The organism is Herbiconiux moechotypicola (genome assembly GCF_024979255.1).
Taxonomy (GTDB): Bacteria; Actinomycetota; Actinomycetes; order Actinomycetales; family Microbacteriaceae; genus Herbiconiux; species Herbiconiux moechotypicola.
In genome coordinates, this window is record NZ_JANLCN010000049.1 from 1 (window position 1) to 550 (window position 550).

Here is a 550-nt window from a genome sequence, read left to right on the forward strand (position 1 = left end):
TACGACTACGCCGCCCTCGAGCCGCACATCAGCGGCAAGATCATGCAGCTGCACCACGACAAGCACCACGCCACCTACGTCGCCGGCGCCAACGCCGCCCTCGCCGGCCTCGCCGCCGCCCGCGAAGCAGGCGACCTCGCCAACGTGAACAAGCTCGAGAAAGACCTCGCCTTCAACCTCGGAGGCCACGTCAACCACACCGTCTTCTGGACCAACCTCACCCCCGACACCCAGACCCCCGAAGGCGAACTCGCCTCCGCCATCGACGACGCCTTCGGCTCGTTCGAGAAGTTCCAGGCCCACTTCACCGCGGTCGCCCTCGGCGTGCAGGGCTCCGGCTGGGCCGTGCTCGGCTACGACAGCCTCGGCGGCAACCTCACCGTGTTCCAGCTCTTCGACCAGCAGTCCAACGTGCCATTCGGCGTCGTCCCGCTGTTCATGCTCGACGTCTGGGAGCACGCCTACTACCTCGACTACCTCAACGTGCGCGCCGACTACATCAAGGCCGTCTGGAACATCGCCAACTGGTCCAACGTCGCTTCGCGGCTCG

At 66.4% G+C, this 550-nt stretch carries 1 protein-coding gene; it reads left to right on the forward strand.

The window, feature by feature from the left end:
- On the forward strand, positions 1–550 hold a 550-nt coding region (locus N1031_RS20430; protein ID WP_259481798.1), incomplete at both ends, for a superoxide dismutase.